This window comes from Streptomyces sp. TLI_185, assembly GCF_003814765.1.
Taxonomy (GTDB): Bacteria; Actinomycetota; Actinomycetes; order Streptomycetales; family Streptomycetaceae; genus Streptomyces.
On the sequence record NZ_RKRB01000001.1, the window covers coordinates 2,612,464 to 2,635,018 of the forward strand.

The 22,555-nt window shown below is 70.1% G+C and carries 22 protein-coding genes; 11 read left to right on the forward strand and 11 right to left on the reverse strand.

Annotation, left to right across the window (positions count from 1 at the left end; genetic code table 11):
* Window positions 1-750: 750 nt before the first annotated feature.
* Window positions 751-1,965 carry a phosphoserine phosphatase SerB gene (gene serB / locus EDD92_RS11800; RefSeq protein WP_123964256.1) on the forward strand — a complete coding sequence of 405 codons (1,215 nt, stop codon included), beginning with the start codon at window positions 751-753 and terminating at the stop codon, window positions 1,963-1,965.
* Window positions 1,966-2,074: 109 nt separating this feature from the next.
* On the opposite strand, the gene EDD92_RS11805 is transcribed toward serB, so the two are convergent.
* The 4 genes from EDD92_RS11805 to EDD92_RS11820 form a co-directional block, all read right to left on the reverse strand.
* On the reverse strand, window positions 2,075-2,593 hold the full coding sequence (locus EDD92_RS11805) for a histidine phosphatase family protein (protein WP_123964257.1): 519 nt from the start codon (window positions 2,591-2,593) through the stop codon (window positions 2,075-2,077).
* Between the two features lie 65 nt (window positions 2,594-2,658).
* Window positions 2,659-2,865, reverse strand: coding sequence for a hypothetical protein (locus EDD92_RS11810; protein ID WP_030947837.1), 207 nt, complete (start codon window positions 2,863-2,865; stop codon window positions 2,659-2,661).
* Window positions 2,866-3,035: 170 nt separating this feature from the next.
* Complete coding sequence (locus EDD92_RS51055) at window positions 3,036-3,152, reverse strand: SGM_5486 family transporter-associated protein (RefSeq protein ID WP_097262240.1); 117 nt, start codon at window positions 3,150-3,152, stop codon at window positions 3,036-3,038.
* Window positions 3,153-3,195: 43 nt separating this feature from the next.
* Window positions 3,196-4,494, reverse strand: a complete 1,299-nt coding sequence (locus EDD92_RS11820) for a CynX/NimT family MFS transporter (RefSeq protein ID WP_123964258.1) — start codon at window positions 4,492-4,494, stop codon at window positions 3,196-3,198.
* A gap of 70 nt (window positions 4,495-4,564) precedes the next feature.
* Between EDD92_RS11820 and EDD92_RS11825 the strand changes: the two genes are divergently transcribed.
* A complete protein-coding gene (locus tag EDD92_RS11825; protein ID WP_123964259.1) occupies window positions 4,565-5,254 on the forward strand; it encodes a FadR/GntR family transcriptional regulator in 690 nt (229 codons plus the stop codon).
* On the opposite strand, the gene EDD92_RS11830 is transcribed toward EDD92_RS11825, so the two are convergent.
* The 3 genes from EDD92_RS11830 to fabG all read right to left on the reverse strand — a co-directional run bounded on the left by EDD92_RS11830 (window position 5,235) and on the right by fabG (window position 7,420).
* Window positions 5,235-5,582, reverse strand: coding sequence for a hypothetical protein (locus EDD92_RS11830; RefSeq protein ID WP_123964260.1), 348 nt, complete (start codon window positions 5,580-5,582; stop codon window positions 5,235-5,237). The genes EDD92_RS11825 and EDD92_RS11830 overlap by 20 nt on opposite strands.
* A gap of 360 nt (window positions 5,583-5,942) precedes the next feature.
* Window positions 5,943-6,710, reverse strand: coding sequence for an enoyl-ACP reductase FabI (gene fabI, locus EDD92_RS11835; protein WP_123964261.1), 768 nt, complete (start codon window positions 6,708-6,710; stop codon window positions 5,943-5,945).
* Window positions 6,711-6,715: 5 nt separating this feature from the next.
* Window positions 6,716-7,420: a 3-oxoacyl-[acyl-carrier-protein] reductase gene (fabG, locus tag EDD92_RS11840; RefSeq protein ID WP_123964262.1), complete on the reverse strand. Its 705-nt coding sequence runs from the start codon at window positions 7,418-7,420 to the stop codon at window positions 6,716-6,718.
* 256 nt (window positions 7,421-7,676) lie between these two features.
* On the opposite strand from fabG, the gene EDD92_RS11845 reads away from it, so the two are divergent.
* From EDD92_RS11845 to tyrS, 3 genes are read left to right on the forward strand one after another with little or no spacing between them, the layout of a single operon-like run.
* Window positions 7,677-9,200 carry a TldD/PmbA family protein gene (locus EDD92_RS11845; RefSeq protein WP_123964263.1) on the forward strand — a complete coding sequence of 508 codons (1,524 nt, stop codon included), beginning with the start codon at window positions 7,677-7,679 and terminating at the stop codon, window positions 9,198-9,200.
* Complete coding sequence (locus EDD92_RS11850) at window positions 9,197-10,591, forward strand: metallopeptidase TldD-related protein (protein ID WP_123964264.1); 1,395 nt, start codon at window positions 9,197-9,199, stop codon at window positions 10,589-10,591. Before EDD92_RS11845 ends, EDD92_RS11850 begins: the two co-directional genes overlap by 4 nt.
* Window positions 10,592-10,647: 56 nt before the next feature.
* Window positions 10,648-11,916 carry a tyrosine--tRNA ligase gene (gene tyrS / locus EDD92_RS11855; RefSeq protein WP_123964265.1) on the forward strand — a complete coding sequence of 423 codons (1,269 nt, stop codon included), beginning with the start codon at window positions 10,648-10,650 and terminating at the stop codon, window positions 11,914-11,916.
* 112 nt (window positions 11,917-12,028) lie between these two features.
* On the opposite strand, the gene EDD92_RS11860 is transcribed toward tyrS, so the two are convergent.
* On the reverse strand, window positions 12,029-12,307 hold the full coding sequence (locus tag EDD92_RS11860; protein WP_123964266.1) for a GlsB/YeaQ/YmgE family stress response membrane protein: 279 nt from the start codon (window positions 12,305-12,307) through the stop codon (window positions 12,029-12,031).
* A gap of 246 nt (window positions 12,308-12,553) precedes the next feature.
* Between EDD92_RS11860 and EDD92_RS11865 the strand changes: the two genes are divergently transcribed.
* Both EDD92_RS11865 and EDD92_RS11870 read left to right on the forward strand, forming a co-directional pair.
* A complete protein-coding gene (locus EDD92_RS11865) occupies window positions 12,554-12,952 on the forward strand; it encodes a DUF3099 domain-containing protein (protein ID WP_123964267.1) in 399 nt (132 codons plus the stop codon).
* Window positions 12,953-13,189: 237 nt separating this feature from the next.
* The gene (locus tag EDD92_RS11870; protein WP_123964268.1) at window positions 13,190-13,408 is read left to right on the forward strand and encodes a hypothetical protein; all 219 of its coding nucleotides are present in this window, start codon (window positions 13,190-13,192) and stop codon (window positions 13,406-13,408) included.
* A gap of 15 nt (window positions 13,409-13,423) precedes the next feature.
* On the opposite strand, the gene moaA is transcribed toward EDD92_RS11870, so the two are convergent.
* The 3 genes from moaA to EDD92_RS11885 form a co-directional block, all read right to left on the reverse strand.
* Complete coding sequence (moaA, locus tag EDD92_RS11875; protein WP_123964269.1) at window positions 13,424-14,413, reverse strand: GTP 3',8-cyclase MoaA; 990 nt, start codon at window positions 14,411-14,413, stop codon at window positions 13,424-13,426.
* Window positions 14,414-14,601: 188 nt separating this feature from the next.
* Window positions 14,602-16,227: a cation acetate symporter gene (locus EDD92_RS11880; protein WP_123964270.1), complete on the reverse strand. Its 1,626-nt coding sequence runs from the start codon at window positions 16,225-16,227 to the stop codon at window positions 14,602-14,604.
* Window positions 16,224-16,580 (reverse strand): DUF485 domain-containing protein, encoded by a 357-nt coding sequence (locus tag EDD92_RS11885; protein WP_030947878.1) that lies wholly within the window; start codon window positions 16,578-16,580, stop codon window positions 16,224-16,226. The genes EDD92_RS11880 and EDD92_RS11885 overlap by 4 nt, the downstream gene beginning before the upstream one ends.
* Window positions 16,581-16,832: 252 nt before the next feature.
* Between EDD92_RS11885 and EDD92_RS11890 the strand changes: the two genes are divergently transcribed.
* The 4 genes from EDD92_RS11890 (at window position 16,833) to EDD92_RS11905 (ending at window position 22,552) form a co-directional block, all read left to right on the forward strand.
* Window positions 16,833-18,359, forward strand: a complete 1,527-nt coding sequence (locus EDD92_RS11890; protein ID WP_123964271.1) for a S8 family serine peptidase — start codon at window positions 16,833-16,835, stop codon at window positions 18,357-18,359.
* 106 nt (window positions 18,360-18,465) lie between these two features.
* The gene (locus EDD92_RS11895; RefSeq protein ID WP_123964272.1) at window positions 18,466-19,992 is read left to right on the forward strand and encodes a S8 family serine peptidase; all 1,527 of its coding nucleotides are present in this window, start codon (window positions 18,466-18,468) and stop codon (window positions 19,990-19,992) included.
* An 85-nt stretch (window positions 19,993-20,077) separates the two neighbouring features.
* Window positions 20,078-21,442, forward strand: a complete 1,365-nt coding sequence (locus tag EDD92_RS11900; RefSeq protein WP_123964273.1) for a CoA transferase — start codon at window positions 20,078-20,080, stop codon at window positions 21,440-21,442.
* A 99-nt stretch (window positions 21,443-21,541) separates the two neighbouring features.
* Entirely contained in the window at window positions 21,542-22,552 is a 1,011-nt protein-coding gene (locus tag EDD92_RS11905) for a CopD family protein (protein ID WP_123964274.1), read from the forward strand.
* Window positions 22,553-22,555: the final 3 nt, after the last annotated feature.

A 22,555-nucleotide genomic window follows, 5' to 3' on the forward strand; every position in this document is an offset into this window, starting at 1 on the left:
ATGCGGCCGGGATCGACCTCGACGACTCCCGCCGGCCGGCGGGAGACCGCAGGGCCGGATACACCGCCCCCCCCGACGCAACCGGGCCGTCGGGCACAGCGCGGGCGAGCGGCACTCGCCGAGAGCCGGTGCGGTGGATGCGGCCGAAGCGGCCGGTGCAGTCGTGACCGCCGCGTAAGCCGCCCGCCGGCCGAAGGGAGGCGCTGAGCCGGACGCATCGCCCCCTGGCGGAACCGAGCTGTCCGACGTGCGGGGGCCGCTCTGAGATGTCCGCCGAGTGTCCGCGCGGCCGAGGCTCCCGGGGCGGAAGTAGCCGCCGGCCCGAGGAGCCGTCAGGGCTGCCTTGACCAACCCCAAGGCTTCCTCCATCCGGAGGCAGACGCTCAGCCGAATACACCGGCCCCGACGAAAGACCCCTCCGGCACACGAGGGCCACCCGAGGCACCCGAGGCGCCCCTGACAGCCGAACGGGCCCGATCAGGCGCCACCGCCCCCTACGACTCCCACCAGCCAAAGGCAGACCGCACAGCCAGATACCGGCCCCGACCAAACCGGACCCCCCACACACGTGCGCCACCCGAGGCACCCGAGGCACCCCGGCAGCCGAACCGGACGGGGCGGTCGAGGCCGCCGGTGCAGTCGTGGCCGGCTCGTAAAGCTTTCGCCATTCGTTGGACACCCACTGTTCCGTGTCCGCTAGGCGGACCGCGGCGGCGGGCGGCACTGGGTGCCGGATACGGTGGGTACACCATGAGCGCATCGCAGACCTCGACCTCTGACGTCCCCACCCTCCTCGTCAAGATCTTCGGCAAGGACCGGCCGGGCATCACGGCCGGCCTGTTCGACACCCTCGCCGCCTACTCCGTCGACGTGGTCGACATCGAGCAGGTCGTCACCCGTGGCCGGCTCACGCTGTGCGCGCTCGTGACCCCGCCGCTCCACGGGCTCGAGGGAGATCTGCGGGCCACCGTCCACAGCTGGGCGGAGTCGATGAAGATGCAGGCGGAGATCATCTCCGGGCGCGGCGACAACCGCCCGCGCGGCCTCGGACGCTCACTGGTCACGGTCCTCGGTCACCCGCTCACGGCGGAGGCGACCGCCCGGATCGCCGCGAAGATCGCCTCCGTCGGCGGCAACATCGACCGCATTTTCCGCCTCGCCAAGTACCCCGTCACGGCGGTCGAGTTCGCGGTGTCCGGCGTCGAGACCGAACCGCTACGCACCGCCCTGGTGACGGACGCCGCGGCACTGGGTGTCGATGTGGCGGTCGTCGCGGCAGGGCTGCACCGGCGGGCGCAGCGGCTGGTCGTCATGGACGTCGACTCGACGCTCATCCAGGACGAGGTGATCGAGCTCTTCGCGGCGCACGCAGGCTGCGAGGACAAGGTCGCCGAGGTGACGGCGGCCGCGATGCGCGGGGAGATGGACTTCGAGCAGTCGCTGCACGCGCGCGTGGCGCTCCTGGAGGGGCTCGACGCGTCCGTGGTGGACAAGGTGCGCAGTGAGGTGCGGCTGACGCCGGGGGCGCGGACTCTGATCCGTACGCTCAAGCGGCTCGGGTACCAAGTGGGCGTGGTCTCCGGGGGGTTCACCCAGGTCACGGATGATCTGAAGGAGCGGCTGGGGCTCGACTTCGCACAGGCCAACACCCTGGAGATCGTCGGCGGCAAGCTCACCGGCAGGGTCACCGGCGAGATCGTCGACCGCGCGGGCAAGGCGCGCCTGCTGCGCCGGTTCGCCGCTGAGGCGGGCGTACCACTCGCCCAGACCGTGGCGATCGGCGACGGCGCCAACGACCTGGACATGCTCAACGCGGCCGGTCTCGGCGTCGCCTTCAATGCCAAGCCGGTCGTACGGGAGGCCGCGCACACCGCGGTGAACGTGCCCTTCCTGGACACGGTCCTGTATCTGCTGGGCGTCACCCGCGAAGAGGTCGAGGCGGCGGACACGCACGACGAGCAGTAGTCGCCCATATCCGCACGTCGAGGGGCCCGGCACCGTGGTGGTGCCGGGCCCCTCGGTCGTCGTGTCGCCTGCTCGCTTCGTCGGTCGCCTGCTGGTTCCGTCGGGTCGTCTACTCGGTCGGCGCCCAGTACTCCAGCAGCGTGGCCACACCCGGCTCCAGGCTCTTCCAGGGGCCCTCGAAGGACAGGACGGCGAAGGCGGCGGCCGGGAAGCCGCGGCGGTTCATCCGCTCGCCGGCGTCCCCCTCGGACGAGCCGGCCAGGATCTCTGCAAGGCCCTGCACGCCCGGGTTGTGGCCGATGAGTACGGCGTTCTGCACGTCGTCGGGGGTCTCGTTGAGCAGCGCGATCAGCTCGCCGGGTGAGGCCTCGTAGATCCGCTCCTCGTAGACGGTTTTCGGCCGGTGCGGGAACTCATGGACGGCGAGCTTCCAGGTCTCGCGGGTCCGGACCGCGGTGGAGCAGAGGGCCAGATCGAAGGGGATACCGGTGTCGGCCAGCTTGCGTCCGGCGACTGCGGCGTCCGTGCGGCCCCGCTCGGCGAGGGGGCGTTCGTGGTCGGTCACCTGTGGCCAGTCGGCTTTCGCATGCCGGAAGAGGACGATCCTGCGGGGTTCTGCGACGCTCATGGGTCCCAGCTTCGCATGAAACAGGCCATGGGGCGCAGGGAGTTGACTGGCGGCCGAACCGGTGCTCAGCGGCCTATGAGCTGCTGTGCCCGCTCGAAGAGGTGGGTGATCGCCGGGTCGCCCGCCGCCGCCTGCGCGTCCGACGGGTTCAGCATCAGTGCCAGCAGCACGATGAAGGCGAGCGTCGGCAGGGCGAGGGCCCACCAGGGCAGCCGGATGTCGACGCCGGCCGTGGTCGCCGGGTGGGGCCGGGTGTGCGACTGGGCCGACATGGGTGCCTCCGCTGGTCTTCGAGTCTGCGGTGATCCGCCTCTCGCGGTCACACTTCGAAGTTACGGAATCCGGACCCCTCAACCCATCCGGAGATCCACCCAGTTGACCCTGACACTCACCCCCTAGGGGATGGTGGTGCTAGCCCCACCATCGGGCCGCCGGCGGACGGTCACGGCGACGCGATCGTCGCGATGACGGCGATGATCACGAAGATGGCGAGGAACGAGCCGAAGACGAGCAGCATCTTCTTCTGGCCGTTCTGGGGGTTCGGGTCGAGCACTGGCATACGGCAAGTCTCGCACCCGGCGCCCGCGACGGTTCGGCCGGGGTCAGCGGGCCGCCTCGTCCTCCACCGTGCGATTGCGCCCCGCCAGGACGCCGACGACCATCTGCGGGACCATCAGGGCGGCCATCAGCGCGATGGGCAGTCCCCAGCCGCCGCTGTGCTGGTAGAGCACGCCCACCAGGAGCGGGCCGGGAATGGAGATCAGATAGCCGGTGCTCTGCGCGAACGCCGACAGCTGGGCAACGCCCGCGCCGGTCCTGGCCCGCATGCCGACCATGGTGAGGGCCAGCGGGAAGGCACAGTTGGCGACGCCGAGCAGCAGCGCCCAGGCCCAGGCGCCGGCGGCCGGTGCGAGGTACAGGCCGGCGTAACCGGCGAGACCGCAAGCGCCCAGCGCGATCACGATCGGCCCCTGGTGCGGCAGCCTGGCGGCGACGCGCGGGATGACGAAGGCCAGCGGCACGCCCATCACCATCGTGACGGCGAGCAGCAGCCCCGCCGTGCCCGCGGGCACGCCCGCGTCCCGGAAGATCTGCGCCATCCAGCCCATCGTGATGTACGCGGCAGTGGCCTGCAGCCCGAAGAAGACGGCGAGCGCCCAGGCGGTGCGGCTCCGGGTGATCCGCAGCGCGGGCGCCTCCACGCGCGCGTGCTCCTGCCGCCCGGCCGGCTGCTCGGCGGGCACCGCACCCCATTGCCGTACGAACGGGATCCACGGCAGTACGGCAGCCGCCGCGAGGGCCGCCCACACCGTGAGTCCCGACTGCCAACTTCCGCCCAGCACCTCGGTCATGGGCACCGTCACCGCGGCCGCTGCGGCGGTGCCCAGGGCGAGCGCCATCGAGTAGAGGCCGGTCATGGAGCCGACCCGGTCCGGGAACCAGCGCTTGACGATGACCGGCATCAGGACGTTGCTGACCGCTATGCCCATGAGGGCGAGTGCGCTGGCGGCCAGGAAGCCGGCCGTGCCGCCCGCGTACGGCCGTATGAGCAGGCCCGCGGTGATGGCGACCATGCCCGCGCACACCACCGCGCCCGGTCCGAAGCGGCGGGCCAGGCGCGGGGCCGTGACGCCGAAGACGGCGAAGCAGAGCGGGGGCACGGAGGTGAGCAGGCCGGCCACGCTGCCGCTCATGCCGAGCCCGTCGCGGACCTCTTCGAGGAGCGCGCCCAGGCTGGTGATGGCGGGGCGGAGGTTCAGGGCCGACAGGACGATGCCGAGCACGAGCAGTCTCGTCGTCCACGCGCGCGTGGCGGGTCGTCGGGGCTCTCCCGCGGCCGAAATGGCCACGGTCGTGAACGTCGTCGTCCGGGTTTCCTCACGTGCCATGCCGTCCATCATAGAATCATAGGATGATTGGTTGTCCATCCCCGGGTCGACCGGACCCGCCCACCGCGTGCGAAGGTGTGCCATGCCCCTGAGTCATCCCCGCCGTTCCGCGCTGTCCGAGCAGGTCATCGCCGCGCTGCGGCACGAGATCACCTCGGGCGAGTGGCCGGTCGGCTCCCGCATCCCGACGGAGCCCGAGCTGGTCGAGCAGCTCGGCGTGGCCCGGAACACGGTCCGTGAGGCCGTTCGCGCCCTCGCGCACAACGGTCTGCTGGACATCCGTCAGGGCTCGGGCACGTATGTCGTGGCGACGAGTGAGCTGGCGGGCGTGATGCACCGCCGCTTCGCCGACGCGGACCCGCGGCACATCGCCGAGCTGCGCTCCACGCTGGAGTCGGCGGCGGCCAGGCTCGCCGCCGGGCGGCGCACGGAGAAGGACCTCAAGCAGCTGGACGCGCTGCTCGTGCGGCGTGAGGAGGCCTGGGAGTCGGGCGACACGGAGACCTTCGTGACGGCGGACGCGACCTTCCACATGGCGGTGGTGGCGGCCTCGCACAACGATGTGATGACCGCGATGTACGCGGACCTCGGCGAGGTACTGCGGGACTGGCTGCGCGAGGACGTCGGCCAGGAGCTCACCCCGGAGACGTACATGGAGCACACGCGCCTCGTCGACGCGATCCGCACGGGCGACGCCGAGGCGGCCGGTGCGGAGGCGGCGAGCTATCCGTTCCTGTGCCGTCCCGGCCGGTTCACCGCCTCTGGTGACTGATCCACACCGAGCCGACTTCCTTCCAGCACCGGCCGGTGAGCCGTACGGTCATCGCCGGCCCGGTGTCGACCGGAGTGCCGTCGGTGTCGAGGTCCCACCAGCGGGCGCACTCGACATGCAGGCTGACGCCGTCGGTCTGCGGATAGGGGTTGTGGCAGTACCCGGTCACGTGGGAGCCGGTGACCCTGGTGCGGCACTCCGCGCCGAAGAGCTGCGGCACCGGTGGTTTCCCGGGCTTCACGCGCGCGTGGGGCATCGCCTCGTACGGCAGGGTCATCACGAGAGCGACGGCGACGGTCACCGAGGCCAGGTTGCGGAAGGTGCGCACAAGGGGACCTCCTCGGCCGTGCTCGGGAGGGAATCACATACTGAACACGTAATCCAGAGTGCGCAGTTGAGTCCCGGCTCCGCCCGGCCGGATAGGCCGAACGGGTGACATCCCGGCGATGGCTGCGCTCCCCAAGGGCGCGAAACCGTATCGATGTGCGGCTCCGCCGCGATGGGGGTCCCCCCCCGCTCGAGCGAAGTCGAGAGTGGGAGAGCGACCAGCCACGGACAACGCGCGATCCGCAGACATCCGGCACCGCCACGGTGCTTCCCGCCCTCGCGCCGAGTACGGCGGACGCGCTGAGGGCCCCCACCCGGCGGGGTGCGGGCCCTCAGTGTCGGCCGAGGCTCAGCGGCAGCGTCAGGCGCCGATGGCGTGCAGACCGCCGTCCACGTGGACGATCTCGCCCGTGGTCTTCGGGAACCAGTCGCTCAGCAGGGCGACGATGCCCTTGCCGGCCGGCTCCGGGTCCTTGAGGTCCCACTCCAGCGGGGAGCGCTCGTCCCACACGGCGGCCAGGTCGCTGAAGCCCGGGATGGACTTGGCGGCCATGGAGCCGATCGGGCCCGCGGAGATCAGGTTGCAGCGGATGTTCTGCTTGCCCAGGTCACGGGCGAGGTAGCGGCTGGTGGCCTCCAGGGCGGCCTTGGCAGGGCCCATCCAGTCGTACTGCGGCCAGGCGTACTGCGCGTCGAAGGTGAGGCCGACGACCGAGCCGCCGTTCTGCATCAGCGGCAGACAGGCCATGGTCAGCGACTTCAGGGAGTACGCCGAGACGTGCATGGCCGTGGCCACCGACTCGAACGGCGTGTTGAGGAAGTTGCCGCCGAGCGCGTCCTGCGGGGCGAAGCCGATGGAGTGCACGACGCCGTCGAGGCCGCCGAGCTCCTCACCGACCAGGTCGGCCAGGCGGCCCAGGTGCTCGTCGTTGGTGACGTCGAGCTCGATGACCTTGGTGGGCTTGGGCAGCTTCTTGGCGATGCGCTCGGTCAGCGTGGGCCGCGGGAACGCGGTCAGGATGATCTCGGCACCCTGCTCCTGGGCCAGCTTGGCGGCGTGGAAGGCGATGGAGGACTCCATCAGCACACCGGTGATCAGGACGCGCTTGCCCTCGAGAATTCCGCTCATGGTGATCAGTGACCCATTCCCAGTCCGCCGTCAACGGGGATGACGGCTCCAGTGATGTACGAGGCGTCGTCCGAGGCGAGGAACCGCACCGTCGCGGCCACCTCCTCCGGCTGCGCGTAACGGCCGAGCGGCACCTGCTTGACGATGCCCTCGCGCTGCTCGTCGCTGAGCACCTTGGTCATGTCGGTGTCGACGAAGCCGGGCGCGACGACGTTGAAGGTGATGTTGCGCGAGCCCAGCTCACGGGCGAGGGAGCGCGCAAAGCCGACCAGGGCGGCCTTGGAGGCGGCGTAGTTGGCCTGGCCGGGGCCACCGTACAGCCCGACGACCGACGAGATCAGGACGACGCGGCCCTTCTTGGCCCGCAGCATGCCGCGGTTGGCACGCTTGACCACGCGGAAGGTGCCGGTGAGGTTGGTGTCGAGGACGGACGTGAAGTCCTCCTCGGACATGCGCATCAGGAGCTGGTCCTTGGTGATGCCGGCGTTGGCGATCAGGACCTCGACCGGGCCGTGCTCGGCCTCGATCTCCTTGTAGGCCTGCTCCACCTGCTCGGTGTCGGTGATGTCGCACTTGACCGCCAGGAAGCCGGCCGGCGGCTCACCCGAGCGGTACGTGATCGCGACCTTGTCGCCGGCGTCGGCGAATGCGCGGGCGATGGCGAGGCCGATGCCCCGGTTGCCTCCGGTGACGAGAACCGAGCGGCTCAACGGATCACCCTTTCGATAGCGGTCTGATACCCCCCGCCCGAACACCTGGATGACAGGCGGCTTCCTCGAAAACCTATCGGTCCCGGTGCTCCTGCGGACAATCGGGCACCGACAGTGGCTTACGGGACTCACTGTCGGGTCCCTACAGAAAGTTCCCGGTAGCAGCTCTAAACCTGTGGTCCGCGGCCCGGTCACGCGAAATGATCGGAGCAACCGCCGGTCCGATCACAGGTCACGACAACAAGGAGAGACCTCGGTGCCTCATACCATCGACGAAGCCTTCACGGCACTTCCGCTACGGGCCCTGGCCGACGCGGCGCTGGCACGCGCGCGTGCCCTGGGTGCCGAGCACGCGGACTTCCGGTTCGAGCGGGTACGCAGCGCGTCCTGGCGCTTCCGGGACGCCAAGCCCTCCGGTTCGTCGGACACCACTGATCTCGGGTACGCGGTGCGGGTCGTGCACGGCGGCACTTGGGGCTTCGCGTCGGGGGTGGACCTGAGCCTCGACGCCGCCGCCAAGGTCGCCTCGCAGGCGGTGGCGATGGCGAAGCTCTCCGCCCAGGTGATCAAGGCGGCCGGTTCGGACGAGCGGGTGGAGCTTGCCGGCGAGCCCGTGCACGCGGACCGGACCTGGATCTCGTCGTACGAGATCGACCCGTTCTCCGTGCCCGACGAGGAGAAGTCGGCGCTGCTGGCGGACTGGAGCGCGCAACTCCTGGCGGCTGACGGCGTCAACCACGTCGACGCCTCCCTGCTCACCGTGCACGAGAACAAGTTCTACGCCGACACGGCCGGGACCGTGACCACGCAGCAGCGCGTGCGGCTGCACCCGCAGCTGACGGCCGTGTCGGTCGACGAGTCGAGCGGCGAGTTCGACTCGATGCGGACGATCGCGCCGCCCGTCGGGCGCGGCTGGGAGTACCTCACCGGCACCGGCTGGGACTGGGAGAGCGAGCTCGAGCAGATCCCGGAGCTGCTCGCCGAGAAGATGCGCGCGCCGAGCGTCGAGGCGGGCCTGTACGACCTGGTCGTCGACCCCTCCAACCTGTGGCTGACCATCCACGAGTCCATCGGCCACGCCACCGAACTGGACCGCGCCCTCGGCTACGAGGCCGCCTACGCCGGCACCTCCTTCGCCACCTTCGACCAGCTCGGCAAGCTGAGGTACGGCTCCGAGCTGATGAACGTCACCGGGGACCGCACCGCCGAGCACGGCCTTGCGACCGTCGGCTACGACGACGAGGGCGTCGAGGGCCAGTCCTGGGACCTGGTGAAGGACGGCACGCTCGTCGGCTACCAGCTCGACCGGCGGATCGCGAAGCTGACCGGGTTCGAGCGGTCCAACGGGTGCGCGTTCGCCGACTCCCCCGGGCACGTGCCGGTGCAGCGCATGGCCAATGTGTCGCTGCAGCCGGATCCGGCGGGCATGGCGACCGAGGACCTGATCGGCGGGGTGGACCGGGGCATTTACGTCGTCGGCGACCGTTCATGGTCGATCGACATGCAGCGCTACAACTTCCAGTTCACGGGTCAGCGGTTCTTCAAGATCGAGAACGGGCGGATCACCGGACAGCTGCGGGACGTCGCGTACCAGGCGACCACCACCGACTTCTGGGGCTCGATGGCCGCGGTGGGCGGCCCGCAGACGTATGTCCTCGGGGGTGCCTTCAACTGCGGCAAGGCCCAGCCGGGCCAGGTCGCCGCCGTCTCGCACGGCTGCCCGTCGGCCCTCTTCAAGGGCGTCAACATTCTGAACACCACGCAGGAGGCCGGTCGATGAGCGCCCGCAGCAACAAGCCGCACGAGATCGTCGAGCGGGCGCTGGAGCTGTCCACCGCCGACGGCTGTGTCGTCATCGCCGACGAGCACTCCACCGCCAACCTCCGCTGGGCGGGCAACGCGCTCACCACGAACGGCGTCACGCGCGGGCGTACCCTCACGGTCGTCGCGACGGTCGACGGCAAGGAAGGCACCGCCTCGGGTGTCGTCTCCCGCTCGGCCGTGACCGCGGACGAGCTGGAACCCCTGGTGCGGGCCGCCGAGGCCGCCGCACGCGGCGCCGGGCCGGCAGAGGACGCGCAGCCGCTGGTCACGGGCGTCGCACAGTCGCCGGACTTCGTGGACGCGCCCGCCGAGACCTCCTCGACCGTGTTCGCCGACTTCGCGCCGGCGCTCGGTGAGGCGTTCGCACGCGCGCGTGCAGGCGGCCGCGAGCTGTACGGCTTCGCCAACCACGAACTCGTGACGAGCTACGTCGGTACGTCGACGGGCCTGCGCCTGCGGCACGACCAGCCCAACGGGACGCTGGAGCTCAACGCCAAGTCGCCGGACCGTACACGCTCGGCCTGGGCGGGCCGCTCCACGCGCGACTTCAAGGACGTCGACCCGGCCGCGCTGGACGCGGAACTCGCCGTACGCCTCGGGTGGGCGGAGCGGCGGATCGAACTGCCGGCGGGGCGGTACGAGACCCTGCTGCCGCCGACCGCCGTCGCGGACCTGCTGATCTACCAGATGTGGTCGGCGTCCGGCCGGGACGCGGTCGAGGGGCGCACGGTGTTCTCCAAACCGGGCGGCGGCACGCGCGTGGGCGACAAGCTCAGCGAGCTGCCGCTGACCCTGCGCAGCGACCCGAACGAGCCGGGCCTGGAATCGGCACCCTTCGTGATCGCGCATTCCTCCGGCGGCGACCAGTCGGTGTTCGACAACGGCCTGCCGCTCACGACCACCGAGTGGGTACGGCAGGGCGAGCTGGCCCACCTGACCACCACCCGGCACAGCGCGGGCCTGACCGGGCTGCCGGTGGCTCCCGCGATCGACAACCTCGTCCTGACCGGCGGGGGCGACCGCTCCCTGGAGGAGATGGTCGCGGACACCGAGCGGGGACTGCTGCTGACCTGCCTCTGGTACATCCGCGAGGTCGACCCGGCCACGCTGCTGCTCACCGGCCTGACCAGGGACGGCGTCTACCTCGTCGAGAACGGCGAGGTGAGAGGCGAGGTCAACAACTTCCGCTTCAACGAGTCGCCGGTCGACCTGCTCGGTCGGGCGACGGAGGCCGGGCGCACGGAAAAGACGCTGCCGAGGGAGTGGAGCGACTGGTTCACTAGGGCTGCGATGCCTGCGCTGCGGGTGCCCGACTTCAATATGAGCTCTGTCAGTCAGGGCGTATAACCTCGTAGCCGGTAGTCGCTCGACTGCCCGAAGATCATCAAGGAGATACGAGAACCGTGACGGACATCGTCGACGAACTGAAGTGGCGCGGGCTGATCGCCCTCTCCACTGACGAGGACGCATTGCGCAAGGCGTTCGCGGACGGTCCCGTCACGTTCTATTGCGGCTTCGACCCGACCGCGCCCAGCCTGCACCTCGGCAACCTCGTGCAGATCCTGACGATGCGCCGGATCCAGGACGCCGGCAACCGTCCGCTGGGCCTGGTCGGAGGCGCCACCGGCCTGATCGGTGACCCGAAGCCGAACTCCGAGCGCACGCTCAACGCCCCCGAGATCGTCGCCCAGTGGGTCGAGCGGCTGCGCGCGCAGATCGCCCCGCTGCTGGCCTTCGAGGGTCCGAACGCCGCGGTCATGGTCAACAACCTGGACTGGACCCAGGGCCTGTCGGCCATTGAGTTCCTCCGGGACGTCGGCAAGCACTTCCGCGTGAACAAGATGATCGCGAAGGAAGCCGTGGCCCGGCGCCTGGAGTCCCAGGAGGGCATCAGCTACACCGAGTTCAGCTACCAGATCCTGCAGGGCATGGACTTCCTGGAGCTGTACCGGCGGTACGGCTGCACCCTGCAGACCGGCGGCAGCGACCAGTGGGGCAACCTCACCTCGGGCACGGACCTGATCCACAAGGTCGAGCCCGACGCCGTGGTGCACGCGCTGGGCACGCCGCTGATCACCAAGGCCGACGGCACCAAGTTCGGCAAGACGGAGTCCGGTACGGTCTGGCTCGACCTCGAGATGACCACGCCGTACGCCTTCTACCAGTTCTGGCTGAACGCGGACGACCGGGACGTCTCCAAGTTCCTGCGCATCTTCAGCTTCAAGTCCCGCGAGGAGATCGAGGAGCTGGAGAAGCAGACCGAGGAGCGTCCGCAGGCCCGGGCCGCGCAGCGCGCACTGGCGGAGGAGCTGACGACGCTGGTGCACGGGGCCGACCAGACGGCTGCGGTGATCGCCGCCTCCCGCGCCCTGTTCGGGCAGGGTGAGCTGGCGGAGCTGGACGACGCGACGCTGACGGCCGCGCTGTCCGAGGTGCCGCACATCCAGGTCGCCGAGCTCGGCCCGGTCGTGGATCTGTTCGCCGAGGTCGGCCTGGTCGCCAGCAAGTCGGCTGCGCGGCGGACGGTGAAGGAGGGCGGGGCCTACGTGAACAACGTGAAGGTCGCCTCCGAGGACGCGGTTCCCGCCAAGGAGGATCTGCTGCACGGGCGGTGGCTGGTGCTGCGGCGGGGCAAGAAGAATCTTGCCGCCGTTGACGTGACTGGGGCCTAATCGCCGTAGGGGTGCGGGTGATGTGCGGCTGCCGCTTCGTTGTGGTTTGTCGCGCCCACGCGGCGGAGCCGCAAATCGACACATCCCCGCGCCCCTCTGGGCGCGCTGCAGCTCACGCTCGTTGTCTGTGTTTGCCCAGCGTTGCCATGTACGCCATGTCGACCACGAAGACGATGATGATCGCGGCCACCAGCTGGAAGGCGTGGCGGCTCCAGTCGATGCCGCGGGTTGACTCGACGCCGAAGCCACGTGCGAGGGCGTTGCCTGCGATCGCGCCGAGCATGCCGCAGATGGTGGTCAGCCAGAGCGGGCTGTGCTGCTTGCCGGGGATGACCGCCTTGGCGATCAGGCCCAGTACGAATCCCACGATGATGGCCCACAACCAGCCCATGGCTGCCTCCTCGTACGGCTCGATATGAGCCTTGCGCCCAGTGTCGGCCCGGGCACCGTACGACGCATTCCGGGTGCGGCTGTACGCGCTACGGCCGAGGCCGTTCGGCCAGGCAGGAGGTGCCCCGGTCTCGTAGGCGGCGCAGGCGCGGCGTAACGTTGGAGGTGTCCGGGTGCCGTCCCCCGACCGGGGGCGGATCGGGCACGGGGACGGGGACGGTCCGATGCGGGCGGATGGTGGAATGTGATGCGGAAGCAGCATGGCGTCGGCAACAGCCAGGTGTTCCGGATCACCGGGGCTCGGGCGAGCCTCGACGAGGACGTGCGCGGGCGGCAGCGCCGGTACGTCATCTCGATGTCGATCCGTACGGTGTCGGTGATCCTCGCGGCCTCGCTGTGGAACGTCGAACGGCACGTCGCGATCGTGGCGTTGGTCCTCGGAGCGGTCCTCCCCTACATCGCCGTGGTGATCGCGAACGCGGGCCGGGAGAACGCGCCGTCGCTTCCGTCGACGTTCGTGAGTGCCCCGATGCGTCCGATGATTGCGCCACCGCGGACGAACGACGGTTTCGCGGAACCGTTCCCGGAAGATGTCGCGGCCGAGCCCGCACCGGGCGCACGAAGCGAGCCGCACGACCGGGCGTGACCACGTCGAAAGGGTCGCAAACGGAAGTCGGCTCCGCACAAAGCTCAAGAAAAGCTCAGATCAATCATGTTGTTCCAGTGCCGGGCGACGGGTTACCCGTGACATACTTCGTAGGCGCTCCGCATCCCCCGTCGGAGCGACAGACCGACGCCGGGCAGCTCCCCCCGTGGCTGCTCGGCGTCGCCTTGTTCGGCGCCTTTTTCAGCGCCTCGTTCAGCCCGGTTGTGAGACGAACCTGTGAGTGACGAGAACCCGATCTGCTCCGCCAAGGGCTGCCGTACCGACGCCGTGTGGGTGCTCGCGTGGAACAACCCGAAGATCCACACGCCGGAGCGGCGCAAGACGTGGCTGGCCTGTGAGGAGCACCGGGAGCATCTCTCCCAGTTCCTCGGAATACGGGGTTTCCTCAAGGACGTGGTCCTGCTGAAGGAATGGGAGTCCTCCCAAGGAGCCTAGGTTCCCTGGCGGCCCCTAGCCGCCGATCGCCGACATCGGGCGGTCCGGCTGGACGAACGACGGGTCGTCCAGGCCCGCTCCCGCCTTCTTGCCCCACATGGCCAGTCGCCAGATGCGGGCGATCTCCTCGTCGGGGGCGTCGGATCGCAGGGCTGCGCGCAGGTCCGTCTCCTCCTGCGCGAACAGGCAGGTGCGTATCTGGCCGTCGGCGGTGAGGCGGGTGCGGTCGCAGGCCGCGCAGAACGGGCGGGTGACGGAGGCGATGACGCCGACGCGGTGCGGGCCGCCGTCCACGATCCAGCGCTCGGCGGGGGCCGAGCCGCGCTCGTTCGTGCCCTCCGGAGTCAGGGCGAAGCGGGTGCGCAGCGAGGCCAGGATGTCGCCCGCGGTGACCATGCCCTCGCGCTTCCATCCGTGCTGGGCGTCCAGGGGCATCTGCTCGATGAAGCGCAGTTCGTAGTCGTGCTCCACCGCCCAGGCCAGCAGGTCCGGGGCCTCGTCCTCGTTCAGTCCCGGCATCAGGACCGTGTTGACCTTGACCGGGGTCAGGCCTGCGTCGCGCGCGGCCTGAAGGCCCTCGATGACGTCCTTGTGCCGGTCCCGGCGGGTGAGGGTCTTGAAGGTGTCGGGGCGGAGCGTGTCGAGGGAGACGTTCACCCGGTCCAGGCCCGCTGCCTTCAGGGCCGTCGCCGTGCGCTTGAGTCCGATGCCGTTCGTCGTCAGTGACATCTGAGGGCGGGGTTGCAGCGCGGCGACCCGCTCGACGATACCGACCAGGCCCGGGCGCAGCAGGGGTTCGCCGCCGGTGAAGCGGACCTCCTTGATGCCCAGGGAGGTGACGGCGATGTCGATCAGTCGGACGATCTCGTCGTCGGTGAGCAGGTCGGGCTTGGCCAGCCACTGCAGGCCCTCTTCGGGCATGCAGTACGTACATCGCAGATTGCACCGGTCGGTCAGCGAGACCCTCAGGTCGGTGGCCACTCGGCCGTAGGTGTCGATGAGCACGTGGGCCCCCTCCCTCGTAACGGATCAGTACGGCTCCATCATTTCCCGTCACCTGCGAGCCTACGTGACGCCACCGACAACGACAGCGGCCCGATCCCACGAGGTATGGCGCGGCCGCGTCGTAGATCCCTACGACGCGGCCGCTCAGGGGGCGTGTTCAGTGGGTATTCAGTGGGTTCACCGGGTTTTCAGTGGGCGCCGGTGCCGGTCAGGGACCGGACCTCCAGCTCCGCGTACTTGCCCTTGTCGGGCTCCTCCTTGGACAGGTAGGTGCCGAGGACGCCCAGCAGGAAACCGACCGGGATCGAGATGATGCCCGGGTTCTCCAGCGGGAACCAGTGGAAGTCGGCGTCGGGGAACATCGACGTCTCCTTGCCGGAGACCACCGGCGAGAACAGCACCAGGCCGACTGCGGTGACCAGGCCGCCGTAGATCGACCACAGGGCTCCCTGGGTGGTGAACCGCTTCCAGAAGAGGCTGTAGAGGATGGTCGGCAGGTTGGCGGAGGCCGCGACCGCGAAGGCGAGGGCGACGAGGCCGGCCACGTTCAGGTCGCGGGCCAGGGCGCCGAGGCAGATCGAGACGGCTCCGATCGCGACCGTCGCCCAGCGGGCCGCCCGCAGTTCCTGCTTCTCGGTGGCCTCGCCCTTCTTGATGACGTTGGCATAGATGTCGTGGGCGAACGACGAGGAGGAAGCGAGGGTCAGGCCTGCGACCACCGCGAGGATGGTGGCGAAGGCGACCGCCGAGATGGAGGCGAGCAGGATGGCGCCCCAGTTGGAGTCGACACCGCCCAGGTGGAGGGCCAGGAGCGGTGCCGCCGTGTTGCCCGCCTTGTTGGAGGCGATGATCTCGTCCGGTTTGATGAGGGCCGCGGCGCCGAAGCCCAGCGCGAGGGTCATCAGGTAGAAGGCGCCGATGAGGCCGATCGCCCAGTTCACGGACTTACGGGCGGCCTTGGCGGTGGGCACCGTGTAGAAGCGGATCAGGATGTGCGGCAGGCCCGCGGTGCCCAGCACCAGGGCGATGCCCAGGGAGATGAAGTCCAGCTTGGACGTCGAGGTGAGGCCGTACTTCAGGCCGGGCTCCAGGAAGGCCGACCCCTTGCCGCTGTTGTCGGCGGCCTTGCCGAGCAGGTCGGAGATGTTGAAGTTGAACTTCAGCAGCACCAGGAAGGTCAGCAGCAGGGCGCCCGCGATGAGCAGCACGGCCTTGACCATCTGGACCCAGGTGGTGCCCTTCATGCCGCCGATGGTGACGTACACGATCATCAGGACGCCGACGAGCGCGACGATCCCGATCTTGCCGGCGTCGCTGGTGATGCCGAGCAGCAGCGAGACCAGGACGCCCGCGCCCGCCATCTGCGCCAGCAGGTAGAAGATCGAGACGACGATGGTGGACGTGCCGGCCGCCGTGCGGACGGGCCGCTGGCGCATCCGGTAGGCGAGGACGTCGCCCATGGTGTACCGGCCCGAATTGCGCAGGGGTTCGGCCACCAGGAGCAGCGCGACCAGCCAGGCGACCAGGAAGCCGATGGAGTACAGGAAGCCGTCGTATCCGGCCAGCGAGATCGCGCCCGCGATGCCCAGGAAGGACGCGGCGGACATGTAGTCGCCGGAGACGGCGAGGCCGTTCTGGAAGGCGGTGAACTGCCGTCCGCCCGCGTAGAAGTCGGCGGCGTCCTTGGTCTGGCGGCCCGCCCAGATGGTGATGACGAGGGTGGCGGCGACGAACACCGAGAACAGGGTGATGATCAGCGGCCGGTGCTCGCTGGCCTCACCCGCGGCCAGCACGGTCTGCTGCGCGATGCTCATGCGTCGCCCTCCATACGGGACTTGATCGCCTCGGCCTTGGGGTCGAGCTTGGTCGCGGCGTGCCGCGAGTACCACCAGGCGATGAGGAACGTGGTGAGGAACTGGGCGAGGCCCAGCACCAGGGCGACGTTGATGTTGCCGAACAGCTTGGTCCCCATGAAGTCGTCCGCGAAGTTCGACAGCAGGACGTAGAGCAGGTACCAGGCGATGAAGCCGACGGTGAGCGGAAAGGCGAAGGAGCGGTGGGAGCGGCGCAGTTCACCGAACTCCGCACTCTCCTGCTCCGCGACGAACTCCTCGGTGGAGGGAAGTCGGGCTTGGGTTTTCGAGGGGGGCGGTGTCTCGGTGGCCACGGAGTCTCCTCGCGTTGCGGATGCGGTTGTGACGGGGATCGGGGGCGAGTGTCCTCGTGCTCCCTGTCCAAGGTCACGGCGCCACGCGAGGACAGGTTCAACTCCCTTGACCTGTTTCCGAACTCACCTTGGGCAACTCATTGCTGGCCAGCGCATTCGGGAGATAGCTTCGGCCTGCACCGCCCGTCATGTACCTGCCCGAGCAGCACCTGCGTCTCGGGCGGTTTCGTTTCCGGATGATGTGGAGATCCCATGGCTCATCTGCGTTCCAGACGTCGGCTCGCACTCGCCGTACCCGTCGTGCTGTCGCTGACCGCCTCGCTCGGCTTCCTGCCGGCGGCCGCACAGGCCGCCCCGCGCGCGGAGTCCACGGCACAGGCGGCCGACGCGGCAGACTTCGCGTATCTCGTCAACACCAAGACGGACCATCGCACGATCGAGTCGGTCAAGAAGGCGATAGCCAAGGCCGGCGGGACCGTCGTCGTGGCGTACGACAAGATCGGCGTGATCGTCGTCCACTCCGCGAACCCCGCCTTCGCCCAGCAGATACGCAAGGCGCCCGGCGTGCAGTCCGCGGGGGCCTCGCGCACCTCGCCGGTGACCGCGGCGGGTACGACGGACGAGGGGGCGGTCCAGTACCTCTCCAAGGCCGAGGCCGCGAAGATCGCGGGCAGTTCGACGGCCGGGGAGGAACCGCTCGAGGCCGACCAGTGGGACCTCAGGGCGATCGGCGCCGACAAGGCGGCCAAGGTCGACCCGGGCAGCAGGAAGGTGACCGTCGCCGTGATCGACGTCGGCGTCGACGACACCCATCCCGACATCGCCCCGAACTTCTCCGCCTCGCAGTCCGCGAACTGTGTGAGCGGCAAGGCGGACACGACGTACGGCTCCTGGCGGCCGGTGGACGCCGATCACTACCACGGCACCCATGTGGCGGGCGAGATCGCCGCGGCACGCAACGGCATCGGTGTCGCGGGGGTCGCCCCCGGCGTGAAGGTCGCCGGCATCACGGTGGCCCAGCCGGACGCGAACCAGCTGTTCTTCCCCGAGAGCGTCGTGTGCGCCTTCGTGTTCGCCGCCGACCACGGCGTCGAGGTGACCAACAACAGCTACTACGTTGATCCGTGGCAGTACAACTGCATGGACGACCCCGATCAACGTGCAATTGTTGATTCGGTCAACAGGGCCCAGCTGTATGCACAGCGCAAGGGCACGCTCAATGTCGCCGCTGCGGGCAACTCCAACAACGACCTCGACTCGAACGCCCTCGTCGACGCCTCGAGCCCCGACGACTCGACGCCGGTCACCCGGACGGTCGACCCGCACAAGTGCTTCGACGTGCCGACCCAGCTGCCGGGTGTGGTCACGGTCAGCGCGACCGGTGTCACGGGCGCCAAGTCCTACTACTCCAGCTACGGCGACGGTGTCATCGACGTCGCGGCACCGGGCGGCGACAAGTACAAGATCCCCGACACGCCGTCGAAGAACGGCCGCATCCTCTCCACGATGCCGAACAACTCGTACGGCTTCCTGCAGGGCACGTCGATGGCCACACCGCACGTCGCGGCCGTCGCCGCCCTGCTGAAGTCGACGCATCCGTGGGCGACTCCGGCCCAGCTGCAGGCCCTCCTCAAGGCCCAGGCCGACAATCCGGGCTGCCCGACCGGCCCGTACGACGGCGACGGCGACGGCGTCGTGGACGCCACCTGCGTGGGCGGCAAACGGATCAACGGATTCTACGGTTTCGGTATCGTCAACGCGCTGCGCGCGGTGAAGTAGATCCAGTGCCTGCACGGGCGGCGCGGTGACAGGGACCGCGCCGCCCCGGACCTCCCGCACGGTCCGCCCCCCGCTCGCACCGCGAACGAACTGGAGACACCGACACATGACAGCGCCTCACCCGCGCTACCGCCGCGCGATCGCGATCCCGCTCGGGATGGCGATGGCGACGGCCCTCGCGTTCCTGCCGAACGGCACGGCCGCGGCGGCGGACAGCGCGCCGGCGGCCGCCACCGCCGCCGACGACGCGAGCTCGCTCAGCTACGTCGTCAACGTACTCCCCGGGCACGGCGCTTCGGCGCATGTGAAGAAGGCGATAGCCGAGGCCGGCGGCACGATCGTGACGTCGTACGACGAGATCGGCGTGATCGTCGTCCACTCGGCGAACCCCGGCTTCGCCAGGGCCATCCGCACGGTGCACGGGGTGGAGTCGGCCGGCAACACCCGCAACGCGCCGCTGCCCGCCCAGTCGACGACCGGCATGGGCACGCCGAAGGCGCTCACGGCCGAGGAGCTGAGGGGCGTTCAGGCCGCCGACGGGCAGGACCCACTGGAGCCCCTGCAGTGGGATCTCGCCGCCATCAAGGCGGACAAGGCGCACGAGAAGTCGCTGGGCAGCCCGAAGGTCACGGTCGGTGTGATCGACACCGGCGTCGACGACACGCACCCCGACATCGCGCCGAACTTCAACCGGAGCGCCTCGGTCAACTGTGTGTCGGGCAAGCCGGACACGACCGACGGCGCCTGGCGCCCCAGCGCCTCGGAGAGCCCGCACGGCACGCACGTCGCGGGCGAGATCGCGGCCGCGAAGAACGGCGTCGGCATGACCGGTGTCGCTCCGGGCGTGAAGGTGGCCGGCATCAAGGTGGCGAACCCGAAGGGCTACTTCTACACCGAGGCCGTGGTCTGCGGCTTCGTGTGGGCGGCCGAGCACGGCGTGGACGTCACCAACAACAGCTATTACACCGATCCCTGGTACTTCAACTGCACCGACGACCCGGACCAGAAGGCGCTCGTGGACGCCGTCACCCGGGCCGCGCGGTTCGCCGAGAGGAAGGGCACGGTCAACGTCGCGGCGGCCGGCAACGAGAACTACGACCTGGCGTCCGACTCGATCACCGATCCGTCCTCGCCGAACGACGGCACCCCCTCCGACCGGGTGATCGACCCGTCCAATTGCCTTGACATACCGACCCAGTTGCCGGGTGTGGTCACCGTGGCGGCGACCGGCGCGAAGGGCATCAAGTCGTCGTTCTCCAACTACGGTCTGGGCATCATCGACGTGGCCGCTCCGGGCGGCGACTCGACCCGGTACCAGGCACCGGCCCCGCCGGCCACCAGCGGCCTGATCCTGGGCACTCTGCCGGGTGGCAAGTGGGGCTACATGGCCGGTACGTCGATGGCCTCGCCGCATGTGGCAGCGGTCGCCGCATTGATCAAGTCAACCCATCGACATGCCTCGCCCGGCCTGGTGAAGGCCCTGCTGTACGCCGAGGCCGACGGCACGGCGTGCACGGACCCGTACGACCTCGACGGGGACGGCAAGGTCGACGCGGTGTGCGAGGGGCCGAGGAACTACAACGGCTTCTACGGCTGGGGCACGGTGGACGCGCTGGACGCGGTGACGAAGTAGCGCGGAAGAAGCGGGGCAGAAAACAGGACGCGGCCTCCGGGCCGCCGTCCACATATTGATTCAGTCAATAATGCATAGTGCAGTCATGACTGCAATCAAGTTCGCATGGTCCGCTCTGGGCGGCGATGCCGCCCTTCTCCCGCGGGTGTCGACCGTGGTGCGGGAGGGCGCTCTCCAGGGGCGCCTTCCCGTACGGGAGTTGGCGCGGGCCTGCGTCGGAGCGTGCGCGCTGGCCGCTGCCGAGCTGGGGGCACGGCGGAGCGGGATCCCCAAGGTGCCCGGGGTGCGGGTGGACGACGGCGCCGTCGCCGCGGCCTTCCACAGTGAGCGGCATCTGCTGGTCGACGGGCGGGCGCCGGTCAGCTTCGCCCCGTTGTCGCGGTTCTGGCGGACGGCGGACGGCTGGGTGCGGACGCACGCGAACTATCCGCACCACCGGGCGCGGCTGCTGGAAGCGTTGGGCGCGCCGGACGACGTGGCCGCCGTCGAAACCGCGTTGGCCGAGCGATCCGCGCGGGAGGTCGAGGAAGCGGTGTACGCGGCCGGGGGTCTGGCCGTGGCACTGCGGAGCCCCGAGGAGTGGGCCGCGCACGAACAGGCCGTCGCGGTGGCCGCGCGCCCCCTGGTGGAGCGCGAACGGCTCGACTCCGCGCACGCGCGCGTGCTCGCCCCTGTGGACGGGTCCCCGCTGCTGCCGGCGGCCGGACTGCGGGTCCTCGACCTGACCCGGGTCCTGGCCGGACCGGTCGCCACCCGCACGCTCGCCCTGCTGGGCGCGGACGTGCTGCGCGTGGACCCCCCGCAGCTGCCCGAGCTGTCCGATCAGCACGCCGACACCGGCTTCGGGAAGCGGTCGGCGACGCTGGACCTGGCGGCCGACCGGCGCACCTTCGAGGAGCTGCTCGCGGCGGCGGACGTGGTCGTCACGGGCTACCGACCGGGCGCCCTGGACCGGTTCGGGCTGTCGCCGCACGCGCTGGCGGAACGGCGGCCCGGCGTGGTCGTGGCGCAGGTGTCGGCATGGGGCGCCTACGGGCCGTGGAAGGAGCGGCGGGGCTTCGACAGCCTGGTGCAGGTGGCCTCGGGGATCGCCGCCGTCGAGGGCTCCCCGGAGCAGCCGGGTGCGCTTCCCGCGCAGGCCCTCGACCACGGGACGGGCTATCTGCTGGCGGCAGCGGTGCTGCGTGCGCTGACCGAGCAGTCGTACGAGGGCGGCAGCCGGTTCGTACGGCTGGCCTTGGCGCGGACCGCCGAGTGGCTCGTGAACGGCATCGGGGCCGGCGCTGTGGGCGACGACGCGTACGACGGGCCCGGTCCCTGGCTCGCCGAGACGGAGAGCTCGCTGGGGCGGCTGCGGTACACCCTGCCGCCGGTGTCCTTCGCGGGCGGGCCGGCCGACTGGGCGCGGCCGCCGGTCCCCTGGGGCACGGATCCCGCGCGCTGGGTCTGAGTCACGGGACGCCCGAAACCGTACCCATGCGCAGAATGCCGTACGCCAGTTGTCTTACTCCACTTGCCCGGTTCTGCGGCGGCTGGCAACCATCGGGAGGTGACTTTGACAAGACCCGCGGCCGGGGAAGCCGAGACCGGGGAGCCCGCACGGCGCCCCGGTGCCGGCCGAACCGTCGCCGTACTCGTCCTTCTGGGCCTGGCCGCGCTGATACCGCTGCTCGGCCCGGCCGCCGCGCTGCACGGCACGGGGGAGGCCGCCGCGCCCGGCGTCGGCGGCATCGGGCTGCTGCGGGCGGTGCTGTTCGCCGCGTTGTGCGTGCCGGTGGGCGAGTTGTTCGTGAAGCGTCTGGCCCGTTCGCTGCCCGGCGCTCCGGAATCCGCACCCCGAAGCTGGGCGCCGTACGCGGCCGCCGCCGGTTTCGTCGCCGCACTGGGTCTCGCCTCGGTCGTGTCCACCGGCAACCTGGTGCCGCACAGCCTTGCCGACATCAACGTCGGCGGCCTTTACGACTCGCGGGACGGCAAGCTCGCGCTGGTCGAGGTCAACGCCTTTCTCGCGCTCGGCCTCTGCGCCCTCTCGCGCCGCCCGGCCACCCAGGTCTGCCCGCTGGCCGCGATCATCGTTGCAGAGGCCCTGCGCGCGCATCCCACGACCGAACACAGCCCGCTGCTCGGGTCGGGGCTGACGTTCGTGCACCTGACGTGCGCGACGCTGTGGACGGGCAGTCTGCTGCACACGCTGCGGACGCTGCGCCGATGGGGCCCCTCCGAGACGGGTGCGGCCCTTTTGAGTCTCTACGCGCGCGTGGCGGCCGTTCTGCTCGCCGCCATCACCGCGACCGGGGTGTGGAGTTCGCTGCGCCGCATGCCGTCGCACACGATCCTGGACCAGCTGACGACAACGGCGTACGGGCGCACCCTGCTGGCCAAGGTGATCCTTGTGGTCACCGTCGCGCTGCTCGCCCTGTGGGCACGGATCCGGCTGCGTCGCGCCGCCGACCCGCTGACCGCCTGCTTCCCCGCGCGCATGGAGGTCGCCGCCCTGGGCGTGGTGGTCCTGGTGTCGGGGCTGCTGACGGCGCTGCCGCTGCCGATCCGCTGGTCGTGACGG

What these genes read in the sequence shown, in the direction of transcription:
- EDD92_RS11890 (WP_123964271.1), top strand. Translation starts at nt 16,833, where the DNA reads ATGGCTCATCTGCGTTCCAGACGTCGGCTCGCACTCGCCGTACCCGTC.
- fabI (WP_123964261.1), bottom strand. Translation starts at nt 6,710, where the DNA reads ATGAGCGGAATTCTCGAGGGCAAGCGCGTCCTGATCACCGGTGTGCTG.
- EDD92_RS11850 (WP_123964264.1), top strand. Translation starts at nt 9,197, where the DNA reads ATGAGCGCCCGCAGCAACAAGCCGCACGAGATCGTCGAGCGGGCGCTG.
- EDD92_RS11810 (WP_030947837.1), bottom strand. Translation starts at nt 2,865, where the DNA reads ATGTCGGCCCAGTCGCACACCCGGCCCCACCCGGCGACCACGGCCGGC.
- EDD92_RS11900 (WP_123964273.1), top strand. Translation starts at nt 20,078, where the DNA reads ATGACTGCAATCAAGTTCGCATGGTCCGCTCTGGGCGGCGATGCCGCC.
- EDD92_RS11805 (WP_123964257.1), bottom strand. Translation starts at nt 2,593, where the DNA reads ATGAGCGTCGCAGAACCCCGCAGGATCGTCCTCTTCCGGCATGCGAAA.
- EDD92_RS11860 (WP_123964266.1), bottom strand. Translation starts at nt 12,307, where the DNA reads ATGGGCTGGTTGTGGGCCATCATCGTGGGATTCGTACTGGGCCTGATC.
- EDD92_RS11865 (WP_123964267.1), top strand. Translation starts at nt 12,554, where the DNA reads ATGCGGAAGCAGCATGGCGTCGGCAACAGCCAGGTGTTCCGGATCACC.
- EDD92_RS11880 (WP_123964270.1), bottom strand. Translation starts at nt 16,227, where the DNA reads ATGAGCATCGCGCAGCAGACCGTGCTGGCCGCGGGTGAGGCCAGCGAG.
- EDD92_RS11820 (WP_123964258.1), bottom strand. Translation starts at nt 4,494, where the DNA reads ATGATGGACGGCATGGCACGTGAGGAAACCCGGACGACGACGTTCACG.
- EDD92_RS51055 (WP_097262240.1), bottom strand. Translation starts at nt 3,152, where the DNA reads ATGCCAGTGCTCGACCCGAACCCCCAGAACGGCCAGAAGAAGATGCTG.
- serB (WP_123964256.1), top strand. Translation starts at nt 751, where the DNA reads ATGAGCGCATCGCAGACCTCGACCTCTGACGTCCCCACCCTCCTCGTC.
- EDD92_RS11825 (WP_123964259.1), top strand. Translation starts at nt 4,565, where the DNA reads ATGCCCCTGAGTCATCCCCGCCGTTCCGCGCTGTCCGAGCAGGTCATC.
- EDD92_RS11895 (WP_123964272.1), top strand. Translation starts at nt 18,466, where the DNA reads ATGACAGCGCCTCACCCGCGCTACCGCCGCGCGATCGCGATCCCGCTC.